At 69.1% G+C, this 3,627-nt stretch carries 3 protein-coding genes; 1 reads left to right on the forward strand and 2 read right to left on the reverse strand.

The genetic code is table 11. The features are described from left to right. Positions 1–2: 2 nt before the first annotated feature. Together Q0Z66_RS12240 and Q0Z66_RS12245 are read right to left on the reverse strand one after the other, a co-directional pair. A complete protein-coding gene (locus Q0Z66_RS12240) occupies positions 3–866 on the reverse strand; it encodes a VOC family protein (protein WP_298041559.1) in 864 nt (287 codons plus the stop codon). A gap of 28 nt (positions 867–894) precedes the next feature. Then, positions 895–1,542 (reverse strand): GntR family transcriptional regulator, encoded by a 648-nt coding sequence (locus tag Q0Z66_RS12245; RefSeq protein WP_298041561.1) that lies wholly within the window; start codon positions 1,540–1,542, stop codon positions 895–897. Positions 1,543–1,649: 107 nt separating this feature from the next. Here Q0Z66_RS12245 and Q0Z66_RS12250 point away from each other — a divergent pair. After that, positions 1,650–3,627, forward strand: a 1,978-nt coding sequence (locus tag Q0Z66_RS12250; protein ID WP_298041563.1) for an FUSC family protein, incomplete at its 3' end; no start/stop codon positions are given.

Consider the following 3,627-nt stretch of genomic DNA (forward strand, 5'->3'; position numbering starts at 1 on the left):
CGTCAGCGCGCGAGTTCCGCCGTCAGCGTGTTGTTCCACGGGTCGGTGAAGGTCAGCGTTTTCCCGTCGTCGGCGACCTGATTGCCGAAGTGGGCGAGGCGCTCGCCGAGCTCTCCGAGGGCGTCGGCGTTCGGCAGGGCGAGGTCGACGCGGCCGAGGCCGAGGGCGGGCATGCGGGGGCCGGCGCCGCGGGAGTTCCAGATGTTCATGGCCATGTGGTGGTGGTATCCGCCGGCGCTGACGAACAGCGCCTGGTCGGCCATCGACAGGGTCGCCTCGAAACCGAGCTGGCGCACGTAGAACTCGCGCGCGGTCTTCACGTCGCCGACGGAGAGGTGCACATGGCCGATCTGGGCGGCATCCTTCGCGGTGCTGCCGGCGGCGGCCTCCTCGGTGAGATGCTCCTGGAGGAAGGTGTTGGGGTCGAGGTAGAGCGTCGCCATCTCGACCTGTCCGTGCGTCCATGACCACTCCGAGCGGTCGCGGTCCCAGTACAGCTCGATGCCGTTGCCCTCGGGGTCGTTGAGGTAGAAGGCCTGGCTGACGAGGTGATCGGCGCTGCCGGTGAAGTACTGCGGTGCGCGCTGGGCGACCGACAGGAGGGCGGCGGCGAGGGCCGTCTGCGACTCGAAGAGGATCGCGGTGTGGAAGAGGCCGGCGGATCCCGCGGCGGCGGTCTTCAGTCCCGGTTCGTGCTGCAGGATCACGATGGGGATGCCGGCGCGGCCGAGCACGACGGCGTTGCCCTCGGCGCTGAGCACCTCAAGGGTGACGACATCGCGGTAGAAGGCCGTCATCGCATCGAGGTCGGCGACGAAGAGGGTGACGGCTCCCATGGTCGTTGCCGCGGCAAGTTTTTCATTCATGATGGATGGAACCCGCGGCATCCGGGATCTATTCCCGCTGACCGCGACCCATTCTCGAGAACGCCCCGAGCACGACCCGCTCCGACGATACGAGGTACCCCTCGAGGGCCGTGGCCGCGGCATCCGGTCCCTGCTCGAGCAGTGCCGTCAGCACCGTGCGATTCTTGCGGACGAAGGGCTCGTGCAGCGCGCGCGGGTCGTCGATCTCCAGGAAGACGAGGCGCATCTCGGCGGCGAGGTCGCGATAGATGCGCGCGAGGCGCGCGCTGTCGGCGAGATCGACGATCGCCTCGTGGAACGCCATGTTCGCGCTTCCCACCAACCGCCAATCACCGGCGGCGAGGTGGCGCTCGGCATCATCGAGAGCGTCGCGCATGCGGAGGACGGCCGGATGCTCCGGCTCGCACTGGCGCAGGGCCGTGGACTCGATCACGCGGCGGGCTCGGTAGATGTCGATCACGGCGGCCATGTCGGGCGAGGCCACCGATACGCCGCGATACGGGACGTGCTCGATCAGGCTCTGCTCGGCGAGCACCCGGAACGCCTCGCGCAGGGTGTTGCGCGAAACGGCGAACCGCTCGCACAGGGCCGATTCCGAGAGGCGGGATCCCGGTGCGAATTCGCCATCGATGATGCTCTGGCGCAGCACATCCGCCAAGGGGCCCTGTTGGTTCACGCATTCATGTTAGACGCCGTGCGAATTCTCGTAGCATTTGCGTAGCCGTCGGCCCGTACTGGGTTCCTCGGCGACGACGCATACGCGGCAGTACGGGGGAGAAGAAGATGGGGCGCATCTCGGACGTCATCGGTGCGCGGGACCCCGGTCGGGCTCGGCTCGTATCCGCCGTCTCCGTGGTCACGGGCGTGCTCGCCAGCGCCCTCTTCGCCTCGTCCGTCATCCGCGTCCTCCACGCGGATGGGGCGTTCCTCGTCATGGGCGTCTTCCTCTCGATGCTGGCGGGCAACGTCGTCAAGGGGCCCAGCCCGGCGAGCCGCTCGGTCACGGCCGCTCTGCTTCCGCCGGTCATCGTCGCCACCGTCCTGGTCGCGTCGTCTCTTTCGGCATGGCGCCCCGCCATGATCGGGGTCTTCGTCCTGCTCGCCGGGATATCGATGTGGTTGCGGCGATTCGGCCCGCGGGCCACCGCCATCGGCACCATCGCTTTCTTCACCTTCTTCTTCACCCTGTTCATGCACCCCACGGCGGCAGAGCTGCCCGTGTACTGCCTGATCGCGGCGGGTGCGGCCACCACGCAGCTCCTCGTGCGCCTGTTCCTGATGCTCCGCCGTCCCCGCCGTCAGCTCGAGGTGCTGCTCGCCGAGCTGCGAGTGGCCTCCGCGGCGGCGCTCCACGCCGCGACCCGCCCCGAGCATCGGCGCACGGTGCGCCGGCGCTTGGCTCGCCTGGATGCCGTCGGCCAGGCGATCACGACCTGGCAGCACGACTATCCCACCGCCCGCTACACGGATGTCTCCGAGCGGGATCTGGGTGAGCTCGCTCTGGATGCCCGGGCCTATGTCGAGGAGGTGTGCGACGAACTGGTCCGCGGGGGATCGGCCCCGCCGACGCTCCCGTCCCTGCTCGCTGTGCTCGATCCGCACGCTGCACCCGGCCGGGTAGCCGCTGCCGGTGCATGGGCGGAGCGCGCGGAGAACGGCGGCGACCTGATCGCCCAGAGCACCCGGGCGCATTTCCGGCTGCGTGCGATCGAGGTCTCCGGCGACCGCCAGTCCGCGATCGAGCCGCAGCCCGAACGGGCGCCCGTGAGCACCGCGAACGCCGAGCCGTCCGCGAGTTGGAGGGCATGGCGGCAGTGGGCACCGACCACGCGGTTGGCGGTGCAGGCCTCGATCGCGGCACTGATCGCGACCGGCGTCGGCGAAGCCATCTCGGCATCCCGGTGGTACTGGGCCGTGCTGACCGCATTCCTCGTCTTCATGACCGCCACCACGCGTAGCAACATCCTCACCCGGGCCTATCGTCGGATCATCGGAACGGTGCTCGGCATCGCCGTCGGTGCGCTGCTCGCCTACCTGGCGCACGGCAACAGCATCGGCATCATCGCGATCTGCGCCATCGCCATTTTCGGGATGCTGTATTTCGGCCCGCTCAACTACGCGTACTCGTCATTCTTCGTGACCGTGATGCTCATCGCCCTGTTCGACATGCTCGGGGTTCTGAACCGTTCCCTTATCGAGCTGCGCATCGAGGAGACCGTCGTCGGCGCGGTGATCGGCGTGCTGTGCGCCTACCTGATCCTGTCGTCGAGCTCGAAGCCCGCGCTGCTGACGAAGATCGGTGCCTACTTCGACGCCCTCGACGACCTTCTGCGCGCCGGCGACGACACGATCGCCGCGCGTGCGCCCAACGGGGGCCGGCTCGCATCGGTGCGTGCGCTCGACGCGGCGCAGGCCGGCCTCGATCAGACCGTGGCGGCGATGTCGACGGCATTCCTCGTGGGCCGCAGGCAGGCTGTCGAGGAATCGGCGCTCCACCTCATGCACTTCACGACGCTATCGGCCACGCGCTTCTCCCAGCTCGTGCGCGAGGGGAAGCCCGGACCCGTGGCCGACGCGTCGGCGGTGCGGGAAGCGATCACTGCGGCGCGCGCCGCGGCGGAGCGGACGCGCGCCCGCCTGGAGCGCGGTCGCGATGACGCAGAAACGGTTCCCGCGGCAGTCGAAGAGCGCCGTGACGATCGTCGCGACGGATCTCCCGCGATCATGGCGCTCACCCGCATCGAGTGGGCGATGACGCGCA

The organism is uncultured Microbacterium sp. (assembly GCF_947632095.1).
GTDB lineage: Bacteria > Actinomycetota > Actinomycetes > Actinomycetales > Microbacteriaceae > Microbacterium.

What these genes read in the sequence shown, in the direction of transcription:
- Q0Z66_RS12240 (WP_298041559.1), bottom strand. Translation starts at nt 866, where the DNA reads ATGAATGAAAAACTTGCCGCGGCAACGACCATGGGAGCCGTCACCCTC.